This window comes from Pseudomonas sp. TE12234 (genome assembly GCF_054061835.1).
The window spans coordinates 285,507-307,064 of sequence record NZ_JBSSEP010000001.1 but is presented as its reverse complement, the minus strand read 5'-3'; the positions used below and the strand labels follow the sequence as shown (position 1 = coordinate 307,064).

General features: G+C 60.1%; 19 protein-coding genes. 7 read left to right on the top strand and 12 right to left on the bottom strand.

Annotated elements, in window-relative coordinates; translation table 11 throughout:
* Positions 1-7: 7 nt before the first annotated feature.
* Both recG and ACVWYU_RS01415 read left to right on the top strand, forming a co-directional pair.
* On the top strand, positions 8-2,083 hold the full coding sequence (gene recG / locus ACVWYU_RS01420; protein ID WP_090326664.1) for an ATP-dependent DNA helicase RecG: 2,076 nt from the start codon (positions 8-10) through the stop codon (positions 2,081-2,083).
* Between the two features lie 78 nt (positions 2,084-2,161).
* The gene (locus ACVWYU_RS01415) at positions 2,162-3,562 is read left to right on the top strand and encodes an aminoacyl-tRNA deacylase and HDOD domain-containing protein (protein ID WP_247255276.1); all 1,401 of its coding nucleotides are present in this window, start codon (positions 2,162-2,164) and stop codon (positions 3,560-3,562) included.
* A gap of 126 nt (positions 3,563-3,688) precedes the next feature.
* Here the strand turns inward: ACVWYU_RS01415 and ACVWYU_RS01410 are convergent, their stop codons facing one another.
* From ACVWYU_RS01410 to ACVWYU_RS01390, 5 genes are all read right to left on the bottom strand, one after another.
* Positions 3,689-4,951: a hypothetical protein gene (locus ACVWYU_RS01410; protein ID WP_457371759.1), complete on the bottom strand. Its 1,263-nt coding sequence runs from the start codon at positions 4,949-4,951 to the stop codon at positions 3,689-3,691.
* 165 nt (positions 4,952-5,116) lie between these two features.
* The gene (locus ACVWYU_RS01405; RefSeq protein WP_090326673.1) at positions 5,117-5,503 is read right to left on the bottom strand and encodes a helicase; all 387 of its coding nucleotides are present in this window, start codon (positions 5,501-5,503) and stop codon (positions 5,117-5,119) included.
* Between the two features lie 397 nt (positions 5,504-5,900).
* A complete protein-coding gene (locus ACVWYU_RS01400) occupies positions 5,901-6,176 on the bottom strand; it encodes an HU family DNA-binding protein (RefSeq protein WP_003213368.1) in 276 nt (91 codons plus the stop codon).
* Positions 6,177-6,370: 194 nt separating this feature from the next.
* Positions 6,371-7,519, bottom strand: coding sequence for an NAD(P)/FAD-dependent oxidoreductase (locus ACVWYU_RS01395; RefSeq protein WP_247255273.1), 1,149 nt, complete (start codon positions 7,517-7,519; stop codon positions 6,371-6,373).
* 18 nt (positions 7,520-7,537) lie between these two features.
* Complete coding sequence (locus tag ACVWYU_RS01390; protein WP_007995385.1) at positions 7,538-7,708, bottom strand: rubredoxin; 171 nt, start codon at positions 7,706-7,708, stop codon at positions 7,538-7,540.
* Between the two features lie 201 nt (positions 7,709-7,909).
* On the opposite strand from ACVWYU_RS01390, the gene ACVWYU_RS01385 reads away from it, so the two are divergent.
* Both ACVWYU_RS01385 and ubiA read left to right on the top strand, forming a co-directional pair.
* A complete protein-coding gene (locus ACVWYU_RS01385) occupies positions 7,910-8,473 on the top strand; it encodes a chorismate--pyruvate lyase family protein (RefSeq protein ID WP_457371758.1) in 564 nt (187 codons plus the stop codon).
* A complete protein-coding gene (gene ubiA / locus ACVWYU_RS01380) occupies positions 8,473-9,363 on the top strand; it encodes a 4-hydroxybenzoate octaprenyltransferase (RefSeq protein ID WP_090326680.1) in 891 nt (296 codons plus the stop codon). Before ACVWYU_RS01385 ends, ubiA begins: the two co-directional genes overlap by 1 nt.
* A 54-nt stretch (positions 9,364-9,417) precedes the next feature.
* On the opposite strand, the gene ACVWYU_RS01375 is transcribed toward ubiA, so the two are convergent.
* Complete coding sequence (locus tag ACVWYU_RS01375) at positions 9,418-9,804, bottom strand: COG4315 family predicted lipoprotein (RefSeq protein ID WP_390957771.1); 387 nt, start codon at positions 9,802-9,804, stop codon at positions 9,418-9,420.
* Between the two features lie 152 nt (positions 9,805-9,956).
* Here ACVWYU_RS01375 and phoB point away from each other — a divergent pair, with 152 nt between their 5' ends.
* From phoB to ACVWYU_RS01360, 3 genes are all read left to right on the top strand, one after another.
* Positions 9,957-10,646, top strand: a complete 690-nt coding sequence (gene phoB / locus ACVWYU_RS01370; protein WP_034149326.1) for a phosphate regulon transcriptional regulator PhoB — start codon at positions 9,957-9,959, stop codon at positions 10,644-10,646.
* 75 nt (positions 10,647-10,721) lie between these two features.
* Positions 10,722-12,008: a phosphate regulon sensor histidine kinase PhoR gene (phoR, locus tag ACVWYU_RS01365; protein WP_457371910.1), complete on the top strand. Its 1,287-nt coding sequence runs from the start codon at positions 10,722-10,724 to the stop codon at positions 12,006-12,008.
* A gap of 112 nt (positions 12,009-12,120) precedes the next feature.
* Positions 12,121-13,461, top strand: coding sequence for a hemolysin family protein (locus ACVWYU_RS01360; RefSeq protein ID WP_090326691.1), 1,341 nt, complete (start codon positions 12,121-12,123; stop codon positions 13,459-13,461).
* A gap of 68 nt (positions 13,462-13,529) precedes the next feature.
* On the opposite strand, the gene ACVWYU_RS01355 is transcribed toward ACVWYU_RS01360, so the two are convergent.
* From ACVWYU_RS01355 to ACVWYU_RS01330, 6 genes are all read right to left on the bottom strand, one after another.
* Positions 13,530-14,426, bottom strand: coding sequence for a peptidoglycan DD-metalloendopeptidase family protein (locus ACVWYU_RS01355; RefSeq protein ID WP_457371757.1), 897 nt, complete (start codon positions 14,424-14,426; stop codon positions 13,530-13,532).
* A 206-nt stretch (positions 14,427-14,632) separates the two neighbouring features.
* Entirely contained in the window at positions 14,633-15,550 is a 918-nt protein-coding gene (locus tag ACVWYU_RS01350) for a response regulator (protein ID WP_457371756.1), read from the bottom strand.
* A 166-nt stretch (positions 15,551-15,716) separates the two neighbouring features.
* Positions 15,717-16,478, bottom strand: coding sequence for a phosphate signaling complex protein PhoU (gene phoU, locus ACVWYU_RS01345; RefSeq protein WP_090326700.1), 762 nt, complete (start codon positions 16,476-16,478; stop codon positions 15,717-15,719).
* Positions 16,479-16,549: 71 nt separating this feature from the next.
* Complete coding sequence (pstB, locus tag ACVWYU_RS01340; protein ID WP_457371755.1) at positions 16,550-17,383, bottom strand: phosphate ABC transporter ATP-binding protein PstB; 834 nt, start codon at positions 17,381-17,383, stop codon at positions 16,550-16,552.
* Positions 17,384-17,567: 184 nt separating this feature from the next.
* Positions 17,568-19,238, bottom strand: coding sequence for a phosphate ABC transporter permease PstA (gene pstA / locus ACVWYU_RS01335; RefSeq protein ID WP_090326702.1), 1,671 nt, complete (start codon positions 19,236-19,238; stop codon positions 17,568-17,570).
* A gap of 15 nt (positions 19,239-19,253) precedes the next feature.
* Positions 19,254-21,536 carry a phosphate ABC transporter permease gene (locus ACVWYU_RS01330; RefSeq protein WP_390957777.1) on the bottom strand — a complete coding sequence of 761 codons (2,283 nt, stop codon included), beginning with the start codon at positions 21,534-21,536 and terminating at the stop codon, positions 19,254-19,256.
* Positions 21,537-21,558 lie beyond the last annotated feature (22 nt).

Below are 21,558 nucleotides of genomic sequence, written 5' to 3'. Positions count from 1 at the left end.
ACGCGTCATGACCGAGTTGTCGCAAGTGTCGGTGACGGCACTCAAGGGTGTCGGCGAAGCCATGGCCGAGAAACTGGCCAAGGTGGGTCTGGAAAATCTCCAGGACGTCCTGTTTCACCTGCCGCTGCGCTACCAGGACCGCACTCGCGTGGTCCCGATCGGGGCGTTGCGCCCGGGTCAGGATGCCGTGATCGAAGGGACCGTCAGCGGTGCCGACGTGGTCATGGGCCGACGCCGCAGCCTGGTGGTGCGCCTGCAGGACGGCACCGGCGGGCTCAGCCTGCGCTTCTACCATTTCAGCAACGCACAGAAAGAAGGCCTCAAGCGCGGCACGCGAATTCGCTGCTACGGCGAAGCGCGACCCGGTGCGTCGGGGCTGGAAATCTACCACCCGGAATACCGCGCCATTACCGGCGACGAGCCGCCGCCGGTGGACGAAACCCTGACCCCGGTGTATCCGCTTACCGAAGGCCTGACGCAGCAACGCTTGCGCCAACTGTGCATGCAGACCCTGACCTTGCTCGGCCCCACCAGCCTGCCCGACTGGCTGCCGACCGAACTGGCCCGTGATTATCAATTGGCACCGCTGGCCGATGCGATCCGCTACCTGCACCATCCCCCGGCTGACGCCGATGTCGACGAACTCGCCCTCGGCCACCACTGGGCCCAGCATCGCCTGGCCTTCGAAGAACTGCTGACCCATCAACTGTCCCAGCAACGCTTGCGTGAAAGCATGCGTTCGCTGCGCGCACCGGCCATGCCCAAAGCCACGAAGCTACCGGCCAGATACCTGGCCAACCTCGGCTTCAGCCCTACGGGTGCACAGCAGCGGGTCGGCAACGAAATCGCCTACGACCTCAGTCAACACGAGCCGATGCTGCGCTTGATTCAGGGCGACGTCGGCGCGGGCAAGACCGTGGTCGCCGCGCTGGCTGCGTTGCAAGCGCTGGAGGCCGGCTATCAGGTCGCCCTGATGGCACCTACCGAAATTCTCGCCGAACAGCACTTCATCACCTTCAAACGCTGGCTCGAACCACTGGGTATCGAAGTCGCGTGGCTGGCCGGCAAGCTGAAGGGAAAAAACCGCGTGGCCGCGCTGGAGCAGATTGCCAATGGCACGCCGATGGTGGTCGGCACCCACGCGCTGTTCCAGGACGAGGTGCAGTTCAAGAACCTGGCGCTGGTGATCATCGACGAACAGCACCGCTTCGGTGTGCAACAGCGCCTGGCGTTACGGCAGAAAGGGGTCGGTGGGCGCATGTGCCCACATCAACTGATCATGACTGCGACGCCCATCCCGCGAACCCTGGCCATGAGTGCCTACGCCGACCTCGACACCTCGATCCTCGACGAATTGCCGCCAGGCCGAACGCCTGTGAACACGGTGCTGATCACCGACACCCGGCGGGTCGAAGTCATCGAACGGGTGCGCGGCGCCTGTGCCGAGGGTCGTCAGGCCTATTGGGTGTGCACGCTGATTGAAGAGTCGGAAGAGCTGACCTGCCAGGCCGCCGAAACCACCTATGAAGACCTCACCGCCGCCCTCGGCGAGTTGAAGGTCGGGCTGATCCACGGGCGCATGAAGCCGGCCGAGAAAGCCGCCGTGATGGCCGAGTTCAAGGCCGGCAACTTGCAGCTGCTGGTCGCCACCACCGTGATCGAAGTGGGTGTCGACGTGCCCAACGCCAGCCTGATGATCATCGAAAACCCGGAACGCCTTGGCCTCGCGCAACTGCACCAGCTGCGCGGTCGCGTCGGGCGAGGCAGTGCCGTCAGCCATTGCGTGTTGCTCTACCATCCGCCGCTGTCGCAGATTGGCCGTCAACGCTTGGGCATCATGCGCGAAACCAACGACGGCTTTGTCATCGCCGAAAAAGACCTCGAACTGCGCGGCCCCGGCGAAATGCTCGGCACGCGCCAGACGGGTCTGCTTCAATTCAAGGTCGCCGACCTGATGCGTGACGCCGACCTGCTACCCGCCGTGCGTGACGCGGCTCAAGCTTTGCTCGAACGCTGGCCCGACCACGTCAGCCCACTGCTCGACCGCTGGTTGCGCCATGGGCAGCAATACGGCCAAGTGTGAGCACCGTCGCAGTTTCTGAGAGATGGGTTTGAGCAAGCTGGTTATACTCCTGCAATTGTTTTCGAACGGATACAGACCATGACCGAAGTTGCCCTCGCACCCGCTACCCCGCACGCGCCGTCGGTCATTCGGCTGATGCTGGGCAAACTGGGCATTGCCTACGAAGAAGTTCTCGACCATCACGGCCTGAATCCGGCGCGCAAGGTCCAGGCCGTGCTGCTCGACGATGCCGTTGGCGCACTGATGGTGCTGTTCCCGCAGAGCCAGTTGCTGGACCTCAATCGCCTCACCGAACTCACCGGCCGCCGCCTCACGGCGGTGCCGACCGAGCGCCTGGAGAAGATGCTCGGCAAGCACAACCTGAGCCTGTTGCCAGGTCTGCCGTCACTCACCAGCTCGCCGTGCCTGTACGAGGAAAGCCTGCTGCGCGAACCGATGTTGCTGGTCAACTCGGGCGAGCCTGGCGTGTTGCTGGAAATCAGCAGCGAAGCCTTCAAATCCATGCTGAATAAAGCCAGCGCCGCCAATTTCGGCGAAGTGCTGGCCAGCATCCGCCCGAACCTCGACCGCCCCGACGATGACCGCGAGGAAATCACCCAGGCCGTTCAAGCGTTCACCGCACGACGTATCCAGCAGCGCCTGGAAGCGACCATCGAGATTCCGCCGCTGGCCGAGACCGCGCAGAAGATCATCAAGCTGCGCGTCGACCCCAACGCCACCATCGACGACATCACCGGCGTGGTCGAAACCGACCCGGCGCTGGCGGCGCAAGTGGTGAGCTGGGCGGCGTCGCCTTACTACGCGTCGCCGGGCAAGATCCGCTCGGTGGAAGATGCCATCGTTCGGGTGCTGGGTTTCGACCTGGTGATCAACCTGGCGCTGGGCCTGGCCCTGGGCAAAACCCTGAGCCTGCCCAAGGACCACCCGCAACACAGCACGCCGTACTGGCAGCAATCGATCTACACCGCCGCCGTCATTGAAGGCCTGACCCGCGCCATGCCGCGCACCCAGCGCCCGGAAGCCGGCCTGACTTACCTGGCCGGCCTGCTGCACAACTTCGGTTACCTGCTGCTGGCCCACGTGTTTCCGCCGCACTTCTCGCTGATCTGCCGCCACCTGGAGGTCAACCCGCACCTGTGCCACAGCTACATCGAGCAACACCTGCTGGGCATCAGCCGCGAACAGATCGGCGCCTGGCTGATGCGCTACTGGGACATGCCCGATGAACTGGCCACCGCGTTGCGTTTCCAGCACGACCCACATTACGACGGCGACTACGCCGAGTACCCGAACCTCGTATGCCTGAGCGTGCGTTTGCTGCGCAGCCGTGGCATTGGTTCCGGCCCCGACGAAGACATCCCCGACGCCCTGCTCGAACGCCTCGGCCTGACCCGCGCCAAGGCCGAAGACGTGGTCAGCAAAGTGCTTGAAGCCGAAGTATTGCTGCGCGAACTCGCTTCGCAATTCACTCAGGGCTGAAAGGCATCGCGGGCAAGCCCGCTCCCACAGGATTTAAATGATCCCTGTGGGCGCGTGGCTTGCCCGCGATGAATCCGCTTGAAACCTGACTAACCAGGCTAGCGCTCAGCGTTTCTAATCAACTGCTCATGTGAGGTAGCGCAACAAACTCCTCTGTCCGATAACGACGAGTTTCCTGTCGCTTGTTACCAACATGTCCTTATAGCTACCTTTGTGGGAGTTCCAGCCCGTATCATTGAATGACGGATCCAGCAAACCGCTTGAAAGATAGCGCGCTACGACCGATCCGGAGACAAGAATCGCGCTGCCATCTTCCTGCCAAGCAGAATTACGCCATGATCCATCGCCAGGCACTACCCTCGCGAACAATGGCTTGCTGTTATTGAACAAGATATTGAACGAGCCATCGGCGTCAAGAACTGCAATCCATGGCGTACTGACAGATGGTATCGGGCTAAACGCCTCATAGGCGGTGCCCACCACAAGAATTGTATTGTCGCTTTCTCTCACCGAAAGGGTGCCAGCTGCAATTATTTTGAAATTCGGGTTGGTGATTACCACCTGCCTGCCATTGTTGAAGGTGGTATCTAATTCACCGTTTTCTTCGTAACGAATGATATAGCCACTTACGGTTGACTCAGCCAAGTAACTACCGCACACCAGAATTTTTCCATCTTTCTGCAGGGCGATACTTATGGCTTCGTTATCCTCAGCGCCATCGATATTCAGCTCGATAAGCAATACACCCGTTCCGTTAAACGTCTTGTCAATCGACCCGTTCGGCAACAGACGAAAAACCAGCCCGCTACTTCGATACTCGTCATCGCGAATTCCGCTGTGCGCCACCAGAATCTTGCCATCTGGCTGCACGCACACAGACCTACCGATGTAATTGAACGCAGGGGTTAGATTTTGGACGGTGCTTTCGTGATTCGGCTTGGTATTACGCGGGTAAACCAGATCATAGGGGTCGATCTTCACAATGCCATCAGTACCAAATGTGGCATCCATGCGACCATCCAGGTCTAGTCGCGCGAGTACCATATCGCTCTGACCATTTTCAGTCAGGTGTGTACCCTTCACCAAGAGCCTGTCAGCCTGATATGAAAATAATCCGAATCTAGGCGCCGTGTTCCAACCAAGAGGCAGAATCACTGATCCGTTTTCACCGAACGACGAGTCGAAGAATCCGTTGGCGTGCAAGCGCCTGAGCCTGAGTGTATTTTGGCTATCCCTATGATCGCCATTGGCATAAAGCAATTTTCCATCGGATAGCGCAAAAATTGACTGAGGAACACTCAGGTTCCCGTCGGACTCCAGATCCACTACTCCATTATCGCCAAAGGATGGATCGAGAGTCCCCGCTGCCGCTTCTTTTACCTTGCTCATGTTCTTGCTCCATTGTGGTGAGTAAGGAATGAAAACCTTGTTGAACCCAGCACAGTGGAGCACGCGAAAAGGCAGTTGTGACCTGTCATAAATGACAGTCTTTTTAATTTTTATTTTCAGAATTGGAAGTAATTAAAGCCGAGCCCCCTTCTGATAGAACGCCTATCAACGAGCTACGGCAGACTTTTTCTTCGGCTTCAAATACTTGGTCAACCCCTGGAACCAGATTACCAACGCGGGGTTGCCCTTGATCTGAATCGACTTGTCCTGAATCCCCGTCATGAACGCCAACTGCTTGTTCTTCGCCTGCATCGTGGCAAAGCCATAGGCAGCGTCTTTAAAGGCGATGGCAAACGCAGGCTCGGCATACACGCCGGCCTTGCTGGTAATGCGCTGATCCTTCACACGAAAGTGCCGCGCCACCTTCCCGTCCAGGGTCTGCAGCTGAAACACCAGGTCCTTGTCGCCCAACTGCTGCTGAAACGCAGGATTGGTCCGACTGGCCTTACCCATCAACAAACCCAGCATCCACAGCAGAAAACGAAATTTCATGCGCAAGCCTCAAAAAGAAAATGAACGGCCGGGGCAGTTTAACGGCTTCAAGCCATAACGCCAGTATCCAGTTACATTAGGAGGAGATCATAACCATTAGCCGCACGATGACCGCCAAGTCACAATTTTTTAAGCCTTCTGACAGACCACCCTCCCTGCACTCCTACACCAATCGAACACATTCTGTAGCCAGCTTGCGAGCGATGACCTCAAGTGCGCCGCGTTTATCCAGCCCACACGCGTTATCGTCAACGACCATCGCCAGCAAGGCTGGCTCCTACGGGTGTTGCGTAATCAGCTTCCGGGATGGCGCGAAAACCAAAAAAATGGGCACCCAACCTGGTTGGCGTGCCCATTCTTTGTTCCGCGTCCCTGCTACGCAGGGTATGGCGACGGATTACGGATTGACGCTGTCTTTCAACGATTTGCCTGGCTTGAAGGCGACAGTGTTGCTGGCCTTGATTTTAACGGGCTCACCGGTTTGCGGGTTTTTGCCGGTGCGGGCACCGCGGTGGCGTTGCAGGAAGGTGCCGAAACCTACCAGCGTGACGCTGTCTTTGCGGTGCAGGGCGCCGGTGATTTCTTCGAGAACGGCGTTGAGAACGCGGTTGGCCTGCTCTTTGGTGAGGTCTGCTTTTTCAGCAATTGCTGCGGCGAGTTCTGGTTTACGCATATTAGTGAAGCCCCTTTGACGGTTTTTTGTTGTTATGTCCGTGCTGCTCTCTGCGAAGCAGCGCCCAAAGCGCCGCAGGTGCTCTACTCTGCGGCAGACGGGAGTGAGGATGGCACGCAGCGAGGAGCCGCGCCAGTGTCGGCGCGGCCAATGTATGGGCAAAAGGGGGGTGATTCCGACAGAACGACCGGTATTTACGCCAGCAGCGCCGGAAGCTCTTTGTTCAGGGCCAGTTTTTCCATCACCGCCGCGCCTGTCAGGGCGTATCCGAGCAGTCTGCCGCTGGCATCGCGGCATAACACCTTGATGTCGGCACCCTGCCCTTCGACGGTCCAGACGCCCTCCGCACCGCGTGGCGGCGGGGACACCACCAATGGGCACACCGGGGTTTTGACGGTGATGGGCATCGGCCCATAGGTGACCGCCGTCGGGTTGCCGGCGAGGGTCTGGGCCAGAGCCCTGGCACAGCTCATCAGGGGCATCACATACAGCAGGTTCAGCCCATCGACCTCGGCACAGTCACCCAGGGCGTAGATGTTGGCGTGGGAGGTTTGCAGGTGACGGTTGACCACCACGCCGCGATTGACTTGCACGCCGGCAGCGGCAGCCAGGTCGATGCGCGGACGCAGGCCAATGGCCGACACCACCACGTCGCACGGGATCACCTGACCATCGGACAGATGCGCCTCCAGGCCATCAGCGACGCGCTGCAGGCGATTGAGCACCGGCCCGAGGTGGAAGCGTGCGCCGAGACTTTCCAGCCCGGCCTGCACCGCCGCAGCCGCCGCCGGGTGCAGTAGGGTCGGCATGACTTGTTCACACGGCGCCACCAGTTGCACCTCGTAGCCGCCGAGGCTGAGGTCGTTGGCGAACTCGCAGCCAATCAGCCCCGCGCCGAGCAACAGCACACGGCGCTTGCCGGCCGCTGCCGCGCGAAAGCGTGCGTAGTCTTCCAGGTCGTTGATCGGGAATACGCAGTCCGCCGCATCACCTTCGATGGGCACGCGCACGGTTTCTGCGCCCCACGCCAGGATCAGGTCACGGTAGTACACCGCTTCTTCGCCGATCCAGAGGCGCTTGTGGCCCGGGTCAATACCACTGATGCGCGTGTGGGTGCGCACTTCGGCTTTCAACTGCTCGGCCATGGTGCCGGGCTCGGCCATGCTCAGGCCGTCGGCGTCTTTGTTTTTGCCAAAACCGGTGGAGAGCATTGGCTTGGAGTAGGAGCGACCGTCATCTGCGGTAATCAGCAGCAATGGGGTTTCGCTATCGAGCTTGCGAAATTCGCGGGCCACGTTGTAACCCGCCAACCCGGTGCCGACGATTACGACAGGTGCGTTCATGCATGACTCCTCAATTGTTCAAGCAGCGATTTCGATCATTTCGAAGTCCATTTTGCCCACACCGCAGTCAGGGCACAGCCAGTCTGCCGGCACGTCTTCCCAGCGAGTGCCGGGCGCGATGCCGTCATCCGGCCAACCATCGGCTTCGTTGTAGATCAGGCCGCAGACGATACATTGCCACTTTTTCATACAGGTACATCCTCAGGGTTCAGGCTTTTGCCGGCACGGACGGTCAACGGCTGCTGCGCTGCCATCGCGCTCAAAAGCGTTTTTTACTGATCGGGCCGGGCAGATGCAAGCCTGTTCGGCGCAACGGGTGGCCAGATCACTCAAATTGATGAGCTGACATGTTAAGCTCGCCGCCTCCTTTGCTGCCAATAATGACTCACTGTGCCGCACTCAAAATCCCCTTGCCCGGCCCCGCTCTGGCTTCCTCAAAGCCAACTGGCCCCCCTCCCCGATACGTCTACCCTCGACTGGCTATTCGACGAAGGTTCGCTGACCCGCCGCCTGACCCGTTTGTCGAATGACGGCTTCAGCGTCACGCCGCTGTTCGAAGGCTGGCAGACCCTGCGCGCCGACGAATGCGCCGCGCTGGATCTGGCCGATGGCAGTGAGGGCTGGGTTCGCGAGGTGTATCTGCGCGGTCATGGCGAAGCGTGGGTGTTTGCCCGCAGCGTTGCCTCGCGCAGCGCCTTGCAGGGCGACGGCTTGCACATGGATGAATTGGGCAGCCGCTCCCTGGGCGAATTGCTGTTTTGCGATCACGCCTTCCAGCGCCGGGCCATCGAGGTTTGTCACTATCCTCAAGCGTGGCTGCCGAACGAGGTCCAGTCGCCTGAATTATGGGGCCGCCGTTCGCGTTTCGACCGCGGCGCCTTGAGCGTACTGGTGGCCGAAATTTTCCTGCCGACACTGTGGAACGCCGCCCGCGCGCATCCGGAGAACTGCTGATGTACCAGAGCCTGCTCAAGTCCCTGAACCGCTTGAACCCTCGGGCCTGGGACTTCATTCAGCTGACGCGCATGGACAAGCCGATTGGCATCTATCTGTTGCTGTGGCCAACGCTGTGGGCGCTATGGATCGCCGGCAAGGGCTCGCCGTCGCTGGCCAACATCGTGATTTTTGTCCTCGGTGTGGTGCTGACCCGCGCCGGCGGCTGTGTGATCAACGACTGGGCCGACCGCAAGGTCGATGGCCATGTGAAACGCACCGCACAACGGCCACTGGCGAGTGGCAAGATCAGCTCCAAAGAAGCGTTGGTGTTCTTTGCGCTATTGATGGGCGTGAGTTTCCTGCTGGTGCTGTGCACCAACGCGACCACGATCTGGTTGTCACTGGGCGGCCTGGCGCTGGCATTCACTTACCCGTTCATGAAGCGCTACACCTATTACCCGCAGGTGGTGTTGGGCGCGGCGTTTTCCTGGGGGATGCCAATGGCGTTCACCGCCGAAACCGGTGAACTGCCGGCGGCGGCCTGGTTGCTGTACATCGGCAATCTGCTGTGGACGGTGGGCTACGACACCTATTACGCGATGACCGACCGCGACGACGATCTGAAGATCGGCGTGAAATCCACGGCGATTCTGTTCGGCGAGGCGGACCGGGTGATCATCCTGACCCTGCAAGGGTTGGCGCTGGGATGCTTGCTGCTGGCGGGTTCGAAATTCGAGCTCGGCGCCTGGTTCCACCTCGGGCTGGCGGTGGCGGCGGGCTGCTTTGCCTGGGAATTCTGGTACACCCGCGACAAGGAGCGGATGCGCTGTTTCAAGGCGTTTTTGCACAATCACTGGGCCGGACTGGCGATTTTCGTCGGGATCGTGCTGGATTACGGGTTGCGCTGAGACAGGAATGATATCGCCCCCGCATAGCAATCATGCGGAGGCGGATCGAGTCGGTTACTTCTGCGACTCGTGAACGACATGCCAGACGTCTTTCATGCCGTCGCCCTTCATTTCTCCAGGCTTTTCGTCCTTCATGAAGGTGTACAGCGGTTTACCGTCATACGCCCACTGCATCGTGCCGTCATCGCGCTTGATGGGCGTGAATTTGCCTTCGGGCTTGGCGCCGGCCGGAGCCATCATGGGTGGCCAATTCTTCGCGCAGTCACCATTACACATCGACTTGCCGCCCGAGTCTTTGTCGAACGTGTACACGGTCATGCCTTTATGGTCGACCATCATGCCGTCTTTCATCATTGCCGGGTCGGCGGCGAGCGCCAGGGTCGGCAGCGTTAGCACGGCCGTTACCAGCAAAGCCTTCCAGGATTGAGCGATGTAATTCATGGAAACCTTCCTTTTGCGGTTGTCAGGATTCGGACTTAGAGCTTAGTCCAGGTTCGCGACAATCGCCGGACGGCTAAAATACTGTCACACGACTGCAATAATTCCGTTATCTAATGCGGCGCAAGACAGTTAAATGACAAGAGGATTAAGGCATGGTTGGCAGGAGCATTCTGATCGTCGACGACGAAGCGCCTATTCGCGAAATGATCGCCGTTGCGTTGGAAATGGCCGGCTATGACTGCCTGGAGGCCGAGAACTCCCAGCAGGCCCACGCCATTATTGTCGACCGCAAACCGGACCTGATCCTGCTCGACTGGATGCTGCCCGGCACCTCTGGCATCGAGCTGGCCCGCCGCCTAAAGCGCGATGAACTGACCGGTGATATCCCGATCATCATGCTCACCGCCAAGGGCGAAGAAGACAACAAGATCCAGGGCCTGGAAGTCGGCGCCGACGATTACATCACCAAACCCTTTTCTCCCCGTGAACTGGTCGCACGCCTCAAAGCCGTGCTGCGCCGTGCCGGTCCTACCGATGGCGAAGCGCCGATTGAAGTCGGTGGCCTGCTGCTGGACCCGATCGGCCACCGCGTGACCATCGATGGCAAACCGGCCGAAATGGGGCCGACCGAATACCGCCTGCTGCAGTTCTTCATGACCCACCAGGAGCGCGCCTACACGCGCGGGCAATTGCTGGATCAGGTCTGGGGCGGCAACGTCTATGTTGAAGAGCGCACCGTCGATGTGCACATCCGTCGCCTGCGCAAAGCCCTCGGCGACGCCTACGAAAACCTGGTACAAACCGTGCGCGGCACCGGCTACCGGTTCTCCACCAAGGCCTGAGCCAGCCGCCAGACTCGCTGACAAGGACGCATATTTTTCGTGAACCAAAACTGGCATGGCACCCTGATTCGCCACATGCTGCTGCTGGTCACCGCCTGCCTGGTGATCGGTTTGATCACCGGCTACTACGGCTGGAGCCTCGCCGCGGGACTGGGCCTTTACCTGACCTGGACCCTCAAGCAACTGCTGCGCCTGCACGAGTGGCTGCGCCTGCATCAACCCGATGAAGCCCCGCCCGATGGCTACGGCCTGTGGGGCGAAGTGTTCGACAGCATCTACCACCTGCAACGTCGCGATCAGCGAGTGCGCGGGCGGTTGCAAGCCGTGATCGACCGGGTACAGGAATCCACCGCCGCCTTGAAAGACGCGGTGGTCATGCTCGACAGCGACGGCAACCTGGAATGGTGGAACCGTGCCGCCGAAACACTGCTGGGCCTCAAGACGCCACAGGACAGTGGTCAGCCGGTGACCAACCTGGTGCGTCACCCGCGCTTCAAGGAATACTTCGAGCAGGACAGCTACGCCGAGCCGCTGGAAATCCCTTCGCCGACCAACGACCGGATGCGTATTCAGCTGTACATCACCCGTTACGGCAACAACGAGCATCTGATGCTGGTGCGCGACGTGACACGCATCCATCAGCTAGAACAGATGCGCAAAGACTTCATCGCCAACGTTTCCCATGAATTACGCACGCCACTGACGGTGATTTGCGGCTACCTGGAAACCCTGCTCGACAACGTCGAGGACGTGAACCCACGCTGGAATCGCGCCCTGCAGCAGATGCAGCAACAAGGCGAGCGCATGCAGACGCTGCTCAATGACTTGCTGCTGCTGGCCAAGCTCGAAGCCACCGACTACCCATCGGATAACCAGCCAGTGGCCATCGATGGCCTGTTGCAGTCGATCAAGAGTGACGCTCAACAGCTTTCCGGTCAGAAGAATCAGCGCATCACCCTGGAAGCCGATCCGACGACTTTGCTCAAAGGCAGTGAAGCCGAACTGCGCAGCGCGTTTTCCAACCTGGTGTTCAACGCGGTCAAGTACACCCCGGCCGAAGGCAACATCCGCATTCGCTGGTGGGGCGATGAACAGGGTGCGCATCTGAGCGTGCAGGACTCCGGGATCGGCATCGACAGCAAACACCTGCCGCGCCTGACCGAACGCTTCTATCGCGTCGACTCCAGTCGCAACTCCAATACCGGTGGCACCGGGTTGGGGCTGGCAATCGTCAAACATGTACTGCTGCGGCACCGCGCACGGATGGAAATCAGCAGCGTACCGGGGCACGGCAGCACCTTTACCTGCCATTTCGCCCCTGCCCAGGTCAGCAAATCCCGGGTCATCAGCCCAGCGGACTGATAGCGGCACTAGGCAATCGCTGAGTCAGCCGCTACATTGGCTGACTTGTGCCTGCCTTTCAGGCCCACTTTTTTCTTTCCTTTCGAATACACGGAACCCGCAAAACTCCATCATGGACCCTTCCCCTGGTTTGACCCTCGCCACACTATTCGCCGACTTCGGCATGATTCTTTTTGCTCTGATCCTGGTGTTGCTCAACGGATTTTTCGTTGCGGCGGAATTTGCCATGGTCAAACTGCGCTCGACCCGGGTCGAAGCCATCGCTGAAAAACACGGCTGGCGCGGGCACATCCTGCGTACCGTGCACAGTCAGCTCGATGCCTACCTGTCGGCGTGCCAACTGGGTATCACCCTCGCCTCCCTGGGCCTCGGCTGGGTCGGTGAACCGGCGTTCGCCCACATCCTCGAACCGCTGCTCGACGCCGTCGGCGTGCAGTCGGCCGAAGTGATCAAGGGCGTTTCGTTCTTCGCCGCGTTTTTCGTCATCTCGTACCTGCACATCGTGGTCGGTGAACTGGCTCCGAAATCCTGGGCCATCCGCAAACCCGAACTGCTGTCGCTGTGGACCGCCGTACCGCTGTACCTGTTCTACTGGGCCATGTACCCGGCGATCTACTTGCTCAACGCCAGTGCCAACACGATCCTGCGCATTGCCGGCCAGGGTGAGCCCGGCCCGCATCACGAGCACCACTACAGCCGCGAGGAACTGAAACTGATCCTGCACTCCAGCCGTGGCCAGGACCCGAGCGACCAGGGCATGCGCGTACTGGCCTCGGCGGTGGAAATGGGCGAACTGGAAGTGGTCGACTGGGCCAATTCCCGCGAAGACCTGGTGACCCTGGAATTCAACGCGCCGCTCAAGGAAATCCTGGCGATGTTCCGTCGCCACAAGTTCAGCCGTTATCCGGTGTACGACAGCGAGCGCCAGGAGTTCGTCGGCCTGCTGCACATCAAGGACCTGCTGCTTGAACTGGCGGCCCTGGATCACATTCCCGAGTCGTTCAACCTGGCCGAACTGACCCGTCCGCTGGAGCGTGTGTCCCGACACATGCCGCTGTCGCAGTTACTGGAACAGTTCCGCAAGGGCGGCTCGCACTTCGCCGTGGTTGAAGAGGCTGACGGCAACATCATCGGCTACCTGACCATGGAAGACGTGCTGGAAGTGCTGGTCGGCGACATTCAGGACGAACACCGCAAGGCCGAACGCGGGATCCTCGCCTACCAGCCGGGCAAGCTGCTGGTTCGAGGCGATACGCCGCTGTTCAAGGTCGAACGACTGCTGGGTATCGACCTGGACCACGTTGAAGCCGAAACCCTCGCAGGGCTCGTCTACGAAACCCTCAAACGCGTGCCGGAAGAGGAAGAAGTGCTGGAAGTCGAAGGCCTGCGCATCATCATCAAGAAGATGAAAGGACCGAAGATCATTCTGGCCAAGGTGTTGTTGCTCGACTGAGTGCAGCGACCGGCTCTTGTGGCGAGGGAGCTTGCTCCCTCGCCACAATAAGTTTTCGCAAGCCCGCTTTATTGCTTGCCCAACGCAAAGTTGGGCAATATCCCCACCGGCTGGTTGAACTCATACGGAATCGAAACCAGGCCCATCCCGGTGTTGCGCTGCACCACGAAATGCAGGTGCGGCCCGCTGCTGTTGCCGGTATTGCCCGACAGCGCCAGTGCGGTGCCCACCATCACCCTTTGCCCCTCCCGAACGCTGACCGAGCCTTTTTTCAGGTGCAGGTACACGCCCATGGTCCCGTCATCGTGCAACACCCGCACGAAATTGCCCGATGGATTGGTGCCGCGTCCGGTCTGCCCGTTTTCAATCTTCACCACGACCCCGCCACGTGCGGCAATGATCGGTGTTCCTTCGGGCATGGCGATGTCGATGGCGTAACGGTTCTTCGGCCCAAAGTGGCTGTATTGACCCTCGGCGCCCTGGGTCACCCGAAACGGCCCGCCACGCCAGGGCAACGGGTATCGATAGGCCACGGAGGCGCCTGCAGGGTCGCCCAGGGAGTATTCGAACCTGGGGATATAGGCGATCGGTCTTGCGGATTCAGTGGCCGTGAGCATCGCCAGACGAATGCTGCTGCGTGACGGCATCACCCGACGAATTGGCCGGCTTGGCGCGCCACTGACGTTCTTCAAGCCATCGAAACTCAATTCGATCTCTACCGGCGCATACAGGTCGTTACGCACGTACACGCTGTCCACGCCGTCCTTCTTCATGATCACCAGGTACACCTGACGCTCAAGATGCTCTTCCATGCGATCGCGGAAGGTGAACACCTTGGAGCCTTTCGTGGGGCGGTCGCTGTAGGAGACCACGCCATTGGCGTCGGTGGACTTGTAGATCGTCACGGCCATGACCGGGGAGGCAGCCATGAACAGACCACATAAAAACAGCAGGCGCGCGAGCATGGGCAGGATTCTGTCGTGTGAGGCCTGGAATGAGCCTAGCAGTCGGAATGGACCCGTGTTGTCGACAGATGTTTCAAAGTGGATGGTCAGACTGATGTTTTGAGATTGTTCCAGCGTCATCGCGGGCAAGCCCGCTCCACAGGTTCTGCGCTGCACCTGTGGGAACGGGCCTGCCCGCGATGGCTACCTGACAGGCGACGCCTGACTTACGCCCCCGGAATGAAGTGCTTCTGCGCGGTGCCGCGGGCGATCAGGCGGGAGAGGTAGTCGAGTTTCTGCGCGTCCTGATCGACAAAGCGAAAGGTCAGTTGCAACCAGTCGCTATCGGGCTTGGGTTCATGGGCGACGACGGCGTGCAAATAGCCATTCAGACGGGCGGTTTCGGCGTTGTCGCCCTGCTCCAGGTCGAGCACCGCGCTATCCAGCACTTGTGGCAGTGTTTCGGAGCGCTTTACCACCAACAGCGCTTCCTTGAGGCTCAGTGCCTTGATCACGCACTGCTGAATACCATTCGGCAGACGCAATTGACCCTGGCCACGCCCTCCGGTCGCCGCAGAGGCAGGTGCCTTGACCGGCGGGCTATTGAGCAAACCGCGAGACGGTGCGGCGGCAGGTGCAGGAGCAGAAGGCGATGGCGATGGCGCGACGACGGCGGCCTTGCCGCCGGTCAATGCATTGAGCGAATCGTTGCCGAACGCCGAGCTGGTTTTGGTCGCCGCGACGCTCATCAACGTGTCGAGTTTGCCGACCTTGTGCAGCGCCTGCTTGACCTTGTTGATCAGTTGCTCGTTGGTGAACGGCTTGCTGACGTAGCCGGAAACCCCGGCCTGAATCGCCTGCACGACGTTTTCCTTGTCGCCACGGCTGGTCACCATCACAAAGGGCATGGCTTTGAGATTGTCCTGCTCACGGCACCAGGTCAGCAGCTCCAGGCCGGACATTTCCGGCATTTCCCAGTCGCACAGCACCAAGTCGAACGTTTCCCGTGCCAGCAGTGCCTGAGCCTTTCTACCGTTGATTGCATCTTCGATGCGCATGCCCGGGAAGTAGTTACGCAGGCACTTTTTCACCAGGTCACGAATGAACGAGGCATCGTCCACGACCAACACACTGACCTTACTCATCCATAACCCCTTAAAAAACCCCGGCAAGCATACCGCTTTGCTGATGGCACTTTGCCAAAACCTTCAGTCACGCCGGGACTTTTCGTTCACGGGTGCTGCCTTTCGAATTCGTGAACCACAAACAAAAACGCCCGGCCAAAGGGCCGGGCGCTTTACTTGGGCAATCTTACTTATCGTCAGCTTCACCCGGAACATTAGCGGTTTCAGCACTTGTGCCCTGAACTTCTTCCTTCATGCGCTTGAGGCCCAGGTGACGCACGTCGGTACCGCGCACCAGATAAATCACCAACTCCGAGATATTGCGCGCGTGGTCGCCGATGCGCTCCAGCGAACGCAACACCCAGATAATGCTCAAGACCCGCGAGATAGAGCGCGGGTCTTCCATCATGTAGGTCGCCAGCTCACGCAGGGCGGTCTTGTATTCGCGGTCGATGACTTTGTCGTATTGCGCCACCGACAACGCCAGGTCGGCGTCGAAACGGGCAAAAGCGTCCAAGGCATCGCGCACCATGTTGCGCACCTGGTCGCCGATGTGGCGCACTTCAACATAACCGCGCGGCGCTTCGCCTTCTTCACACAACTGGATGGCGCGGCGGGCGATCTTGGTCGCTTCGTCACCGATGCGCTCCAGGTCGATCACCGACTTGGAGATGCTGATGATCAGACGCAAGTCGGACGCTGCCGGCTGACGACGGGCCAGAATGCGCAGGCATTCTTCGTCGATATTGCGTTCCATCTGGTTGATCTGGTCATCGATCTCGCGGACTTGCTGAGCCAGGCCGGAGTCGGCCTCGATCAACGCGGTCACCGCGTCGTTGACCTGCTTCTCCACCAGTCCGCCCATGGCCAGGAGGTGGCTGCGTACTTCCTCCAGCTCGGCGTTGAACTGCTGGGAGATGTGGTGGGTAAGGCCTTCTTTGCTAATCATGTTGGCGTCCTTGGAGCGTCCGGTAAGGTGCGGTGGACCGCAGCGTCAGTTCAGTGAGCAACTACAACTTCCTAGCCGTAACGACCGGTGATGTAGTCTTCGGTCTGCTTCTTCGCCGGATTGGTAAACAGGGTATCGGTATCGCCGAATTCCACCAGCTTGCCCATGTACATGAACGCCGTGTAGTCGGACACCCGAGCGGCCTGTTGCATGTTGTGGGTCACGATGACGATAGTGAACTTGGACTTCAGCTCGTAGATCAGCTCTTCGACTTTCAGCGTCGAGATCGGGTCAAGTGCCGAGCACGGTTCGTCGAGCAGCAGCACTTCCGGTTCCACGGCGATGGTGCGAGCGATGACCAGACGTTGCTGCTGACCACCGGACAGGCCCAGTGCCGATTCATGCAGACGGTCTTTGACTTCCTCCCACAGCGCCGCGCCTTTCAACGCCCACTCGACCGCTTCGTCGAGGATGCGCTTCTTGTTGATGCCCTGGATCCGCAGGCCGTAGACCACGTTCTCGTAGATGGTTTTCGGGAACGGGTTGGGCTTCTGGAACACCATGCCGACACGACGACGCAGCTCGGCCACGTCTTCGCCCTTGCGATAGATGTTGTTGCCGTAGAGGTTGATCGCGCCTTCGACGCGGCAACCGTCCACCAGATCGTTCATGCGGTTGAAGGTACGTAGCAACGTGGACTTGCCGCAGCCGGACGGGCCGATGAAGGCAGTCACGCGCTGTTTCGGAATGTTCATGCTGACGTCGTACAGGGCTTGTTTCTCGCCGTAGAACAGGCTCAGGCCCGGCACTTCGATGGCCACGGTTTCCTGCTCGAGGCTCAGGCTCTGTTTGTCGCGACCCAGGGCCGACATGTTGATGCCGTGGGTATGTGCTTCGTGCTGCATGGGAGGCTCCCTGTGCTAACAAATTCGGTTTTTTGAACCACTGGCCTGGCCAATGGTTTACTCAAAATCTGTGTCTGACGCTGATTCCTGTGGGAGTTGGCTTGCCAGCGATGCAGGCGACTCGGTCCGCCAGCAGCACCGCAGTGATGCCATCGCTGGCAAGCCAGCTCCCACAGGGTTTGTCTTAACTGTCCAAAGCCTTGTACTTCTCGCGCAGGTGGTTACGGATCCATACGGCCGACAGGTTCAATGTCGCGATCACCAGCACCAGCAGCAGCGCCGTGGCGTACACCAGCGGCCGTGCGGCCTCGACGTTCGGGCTCTGGAAGCCGACGTCATAGATGTGGAAGCCCAGGTGCATGATCTTCTGGTCCAGGTGCAGGTACGGGTAGTTGCCGTCCACCGGCAGCGACGGCGCCAGTTTCACCACACCCACCAGCATCAGCGGTGCCACTTCACCGGCGGCGCGCGCCACGGCGAGGATCATGCCGGTCATCATCGCCGGGCTGGCCATTGGCAGCACGATCTTCCACAAGGTTTCAGCCTTGGTCGCGCCGAGGGCCAACGAACCTTCGCGAACGGTGCGAGGAATCCGCGCCAGACCTTCTTCGGTGGCCACGATCACCACCGGCACTGCCAGCAGCGCCAGGGTCAGCGAAGCCCAGAGCAGGCCCGGTGTACCGAAGGTCGGTGCCGGCAAGGCTTCCGGGAAGAACAACCGGTCGACCGAACCACCCAGCACATAGACGAAGAAGCCCAGACCAAACACGCCGTACACGATGGCCGGAACGCCCGCCAGGTTGTTCACCGCGATACGGATCACGCGGGTCAGGGTGTTTTGCTTGGCGTATTCACGCAGGTACACCGCCGCCAGTACGCCGAACGGGGTGACGATCATCGCCATGATCAGGGTCATCATCACGGTGCCGAAGATCGCCGGGAAAATCCCGCCTTCGGTGTTCGCTTCACGCGGGTCGTCGCTCAGGAACTCCCAGACCTTGCTGAAGTAGAAGCCCATCTTGGTCATGGTGCTCATGGCGTTCGGCTGATAGGCATGAACCACTTTGCCGATACCGATTTCCACTTCCTTGCCGTTGGCATCGCGGGCCGTCAGGCTGTCGCGGTTGAACTGCGCGTGCAGATCGGCCAGACGTGCTTCGACCTCTTGATAGCGAGCGTTCAGCTCGGCGCGCTCGGATTCCATGTCCGCTTGCGCGGCAGGGTCGAGTTTGCCTTCCAGCTCCAGCTTGCGACCGTGCAAGCGGATACGCTCGAGACCGGAGTTGATCGCGCCAATGTCGGTTTTTTCCAGGCTCTTGAGCTGGGCAGCCAGCTTGTTGACGCGATCCACGCGGGCCTGCAACTCAGGCCATGCGGCTTCGCCTTCAGCGATGACCTTGCCGTCCTGCTTGACGTTGACCAGGTAGCCGTAGAAGTTGCCCCACTCACGACGCTCGATGGTCATCAGCTCCAGCGGCGTGGTCTGGTTGCTCAGCCACTCGCCGACCACCCAGGTGAAGTCGTTGCCGTTGAGGTCGCGGTTGCCGACCTTGATCAGCTCGCGGGTCATGAATTCCGGGCCTTGATCCGGCACCGGCAAACCAGCGGACTTCAGACGCGCGCGGGGCACTTCTTCCTTCTGTACCACTTCGCCGATGACCAGGTGATTGGCCTGGCCTGGCACGTCGTAGTTGGCGTGGATCAGATCCGCCGGCCAGAAGTGACCCAAACCGCGCACGGCGATCACCGCCAGCAGGCCAATGGTCATGATGACCGCGATGGACACCGCGCCACCGCTGATCCAGACGCCGGGGGCGCCGCTCTTGAACCATCCATTCAGGGAGTTCTGTTTCACAGACTTCTACCTTTCTTAAAGCGACGAGTATTTCTTGCGCAGACGCTGACGAATCAGCTCCGCGAGGGTGTTCATGATGAAGGTGAACAACAGCAGCACCAGCGCCGAGAGGAACAGCACGCGGTAGTGGCTGCCGCCGACTTCCGATTCGGGCATTTCCACCGCGACGTTGGCGGCCAGGGTGCGCAGGCCTTCGAACAGGTTCATTTCCATGACCGGGGTGTTACCGGTGGCCATCAATACGATCATGGTTTCACCGACCGCACGGCCCATGCCGATCATCAGCGCCGAGAAGATGCCCGGGCTGGCGGTGAGGATCACCACGCGAGTCATGGTCTGCCACGGCGTGGCACCGAGGGCCAGGGAGCCGAGGGTCAGGCCGCGAGGCACGCTGAACACGGCGTCTTCGGCGATGGAATAGATGTTCGGGATGACCGCAAAGCCCATGGCCAGGCCGACCACCAGTGCGTTGCGCTGGTCGTAGGTGATGCCCAGGTCGTGGGAGATCCACATGCGCATGTCGCCGCCGAAGAACCAGTTCTCCATGAACGGGCTCATGTACAGCGAGAGCCAGCCAACGAAGAGGATCACCGGGATCAGGATCGCGCTTTCCCAGCCGTCCGGCACTTTCAGGCGGATGGATTCAGGCAGGCGGCTGAAGATGAAACCGGCGACCAGAATGCCGATCGGCAAGAGCATCAGCAGGCTGAAGATACCCGGCAGGTGCCCTTCTACATACGGCGCCAGGAACAGACCGGCGAAGAAACCGAGGATCACCGTCGGCATCGCTTCCATCAGTTCGATCACCGGCTTGACCTTGCGGCGCATGCCCGGCGCCATGAAGTACGCGGTGTAGATCGCAGCAGCGACGGCCAGTGGAGCCGCCAGCAGCATGGCGTAGAACGCGGCCTTGAGGGTACCGAAGGTCAGCGGCGACAGGCTCAGCTTGGGTTCGAAATCGGTGTTGGCGGCGGTCGATTGCCAGACGTATTTAGGTTCGTCGTAGTTCTCGTACCAGACCTTGCTCCACAACGCGCTCCACGAGACTTCCGGGTGCGGGTTGTCGAGCAACAACGGTTGCAGCTTGCCGCCGGCTTCCACGATCACGCGGTTGGCCCGTGGCGACAGGCCGAAAAGGCCCTGGCCTTCGACCACCTGATTCACCAGCAAGGTGCGGTGGGCTGTACTGTGGAACACGCCGAGCTTGCCGGAGGCGTCGAGGGCGACGAAGCCCTTGCGGCGCTCTTCGGCAGTGATTTCAACGATAGGCGTGGTGCCCATCTGGAAGGTACGGATCTGCTTCAGGCGCTGTTCGCCGTCATGATCGCGCGCCATGAACCATTGGGCCAGGCCACCTTTGGAGTCGCCGATGATCAGCGAGATACCGCCAACCAGTTGAGTGCTGGCAGTGACTTGGGCTTCCCCGTCTTCAAGCAGTTTGTAGCGACCGTTGAGGCTCTTGTCGCGCAGGCTGAATACGTCGGCCTGGGCGCGCCCGTTGACCACGTACAACCACTGCTGACGCGGATCGACGAAGATGTTTTTCACCGGTTCTGTCATTTGCGGCAGATCGATACGCTTCTGCTCGTTGGTGATTTCGCCGGTCATCATGTTTTCTTCGCTGGTCAGCGACAAAACATTGAGTTGCGAACCGGTGGCACCGACCAGCATCAGGGTCGTATCGTTGGCGTTGAGGCTGACGTGCTCCAGCGCACCGCCCGTCTCGTTCACCACGATCGGCGTTTCGCCGTACGGGTATTCGACCGCTGGCGAAATGGTTTTCTTGCCGTCCGGGTAGCTGACCTTGTAGGTGTGACGGAATACCAGCGCCTGGCCGTTGGACAGGCCCACAGCCGCCAGCGGGTGACCTGGCTGGTCTTCAGCAATGGAGGTCACGGTGACACCGGCCGGGACAGGCAAATCGACGCGCTTGAGTTCGGCGCCACTGTCGATATCGAAGAACAGCGCCTGGCCCTTGTCGGAAACCCGCATGGCCACCTGGTTCTGTTCTTCCAGGGAGATCATCAGCGGCTTGCCGGCGTCTTGCATCCAGGCTGGCGTGATGGCGTCCTTGGCGGTCAGGCTGGCACCCTGGAACAGGGGCGCGACGACGTAGGCAAGGAAGAAAAAGATCAACGTGATCGCGCCCAGGACAGCCAGGCCGCCCACGAGGACGTACCAGCGGGTCAGGCGATCCTTGAGCGCGCGGATGCGGCGCTTGCGTTGCAGCTCAGGCGTATTGAAATCAATTCGCTTGGGGGGATTTGTAGTCATGTTGGAATTGGCCAGATCATTCATTCGCACACCCTAGCGATCCTGT

Coding starts and splice junctions, on each gene's coding strand:
- recG (WP_090326664.1), top strand. CDS start 8: ATGACCGAGTTGTCGCAAGTGTCGGTGACGGCACTCAAGGGTGTCGGC.
- ACVWYU_RS01415 (WP_247255276.1), top strand. CDS start 2,162: ATGACCGAAGTTGCCCTCGCACCCGCTACCCCGCACGCGCCGTCGGTC.
- ACVWYU_RS01410 (WP_457371759.1), bottom strand. CDS start 4,951: ATGAGCAAGGTAAAAGAAGCGGCAGCGGGGACTCTCGATCCATCCTTT.
- ACVWYU_RS01405 (WP_090326673.1), bottom strand. CDS start 5,503: ATGAAATTTCGTTTTCTGCTGTGGATGCTGGGTTTGTTGATGGGTAAG.
- ACVWYU_RS01400 (WP_003213368.1), bottom strand. CDS start 6,176: ATGCGTAAACCAGAACTCGCCGCAGCAATTGCTGAAAAAGCAGACCTC.
- ACVWYU_RS01395 (WP_247255273.1), bottom strand. CDS start 7,519: ATGAACGCACCTGTCGTAATCGTCGGCACCGGGTTGGCGGGTTACAAC.
- ACVWYU_RS01390 (WP_007995385.1), bottom strand. CDS start 7,708: ATGAAAAAGTGGCAATGTATCGTCTGCGGCCTGATCTACAACGAAGCC.
- ubiA (WP_090326680.1), top strand. CDS start 8,473: ATGTACCAGAGCCTGCTCAAGTCCCTGAACCGCTTGAACCCTCGGGCC.
- ACVWYU_RS01375 (WP_390957771.1), bottom strand. CDS start 9,804: ATGAATTACATCGCTCAATCCTGGAAGGCTTTGCTGGTAACGGCCGTG.
- phoB (WP_034149326.1), top strand. CDS start 9,957: ATGGTTGGCAGGAGCATTCTGATCGTCGACGACGAAGCGCCTATTCGC.
- phoR (WP_457371910.1), top strand. CDS start 10,722: ATGCTGCTGCTGGTCACCGCCTGCCTGGTGATCGGTTTGATCACCGGC.
- ACVWYU_RS01360 (WP_090326691.1), top strand. CDS start 12,121: ATGGACCCTTCCCCTGGTTTGACCCTCGCCACACTATTCGCCGACTTC.
- ACVWYU_RS01355 (WP_457371757.1), bottom strand. CDS start 14,426: ATGCTCGCGCGCCTGCTGTTTTTATGTGGTCTGTTCATGGCTGCCTCC.
- ACVWYU_RS01350 (WP_457371756.1), bottom strand. CDS start 15,550: ATGAGTAAGGTCAGTGTGTTGGTCGTGGACGATGCCTCGTTCATTCGT.
- phoU (WP_090326700.1), bottom strand. CDS start 16,478: ATGATTAGCAAAGAAGGCCTTACCCACCACATCTCCCAGCAGTTCAAC.
- pstB (WP_457371755.1), bottom strand. CDS start 17,383: ATGCAGCACGAAGCACATACCCACGGCATCAACATGTCGGCCCTGGGT.
- ACVWYU_RS01330 (WP_390957777.1), bottom strand. CDS start 21,536: ATGAATGATCTGGCCAATTCCAACATGACTACAAATCCCCCCAAGCGA.